Source organism: Vibrio sp. Vb0304 (genome assembly GCF_033338995.1).
Taxonomy (GTDB): Bacteria; Pseudomonadota; Gammaproteobacteria; order Enterobacterales; family Vibrionaceae; genus Vibrio; species Vibrio alginolyticus.
Genome location: NZ_JAWOTT010000386.1, coordinates 1 through 1,018 on the forward strand (window position 1 = coordinate 1; position 1,018 = coordinate 1,018).

The following is a 1,018-nucleotide window of genomic DNA, read 5'->3' on the forward strand; positions in this document are numbered from 1 at the left end:
TGGGTGCACTAGAGTTGCTAGACCTTGTTTACGTAGATGAAAACAAAAGTATTACGTTGCACGGCCCGCTGTACTACAGCTACGCAGAAAACTCGAAGTTAAACGATAAGTACACCGAGATAATCAAAGAGCAAACAACGACACATGATAAATGCGTTCGTGTTGCTTTGGCGCGAATGAAAATTACGGAAGAACAGTTGCTGGAGCTTGAAGATCAAGTAGCGAAAACGGTGATTGATTTTCACTCGAAGAATGTTGTCGCTGAAAACTTTAATGTTTCCGACTTCACAAACGTAGTTCTACTTGCTGGGCCACATCAACCAGTGACATTCTCTGATGGAATTGTAGAAACAGAATCTCGTTTTATTGACGATATTCGCTACGCAATTGCAGCAGCAGGGGATAAACCAAGCCTTTCAATTTAATCCATTCACTTATCTCTCAGAGCCAATGGCTTGCATCTTAGGTATTGGGAAATATCGAGTTTGTGAGCTCTTGGCTTAACGTCTATCTCTCGCGTAAATCTTCAGCACATCAGTTTGTCTAGCCTTTGTTTTTGCATTTTAATGATAAAACTATAGATTTTTGTAATTTTTCGTTATGGATAAATTCATACTTGTAATGTTTGTTTTTTGATCTATTATGACGAAGTGTCAATTATGACGGTTCGTCAAAAATGGTGACGTTCCTGTTTTACATAATCGTGTTACAATTATCAGGAGTGTGTGGGTATACGGATCAAAGGATTATGTTTAACTTTCGCTGTAAAAAGGATGGTAAGCGAGACGGGTGTCGTGTCTCGTCCGGGCTAACCAAAAAGCAACAAGCGATTGCGGATAGAGAAGTTGAGCTTATTCAACTGGCTAAGTCACTCGTCCAAGAGCAGGGGTTTGCGAACCTCACTATGGATAAGCTGACCTCGGCTAGCTCTTATTCTAAGGGCACCATCTACAATCATTTTTGCAGCAAAGAAGACGTAATACTTGCGCTTTGTATCCATTCGTTAAAAAGCGAAGCG

At 40.6% G+C, this 1,018-nt stretch carries 1 protein-coding gene and 1 pseudogene; both read left to right on the forward strand.

The genetic code is table 11. From position 1 onward, the window contains the following. Window positions 1-425 (forward strand): annotated as a pseudogene (locus R7P35_RS26430) (XRE family transcriptional regulator); the annotation flags it as partial. A gap of 323 nt (window positions 426-748) precedes the next feature. After that, window positions 749-1,018: TetR/AcrR family transcriptional regulator (locus R7P35_RS26435; protein WP_318093461.1), on the forward strand; the 270-nt coding region annotated here is incomplete at its 3' end.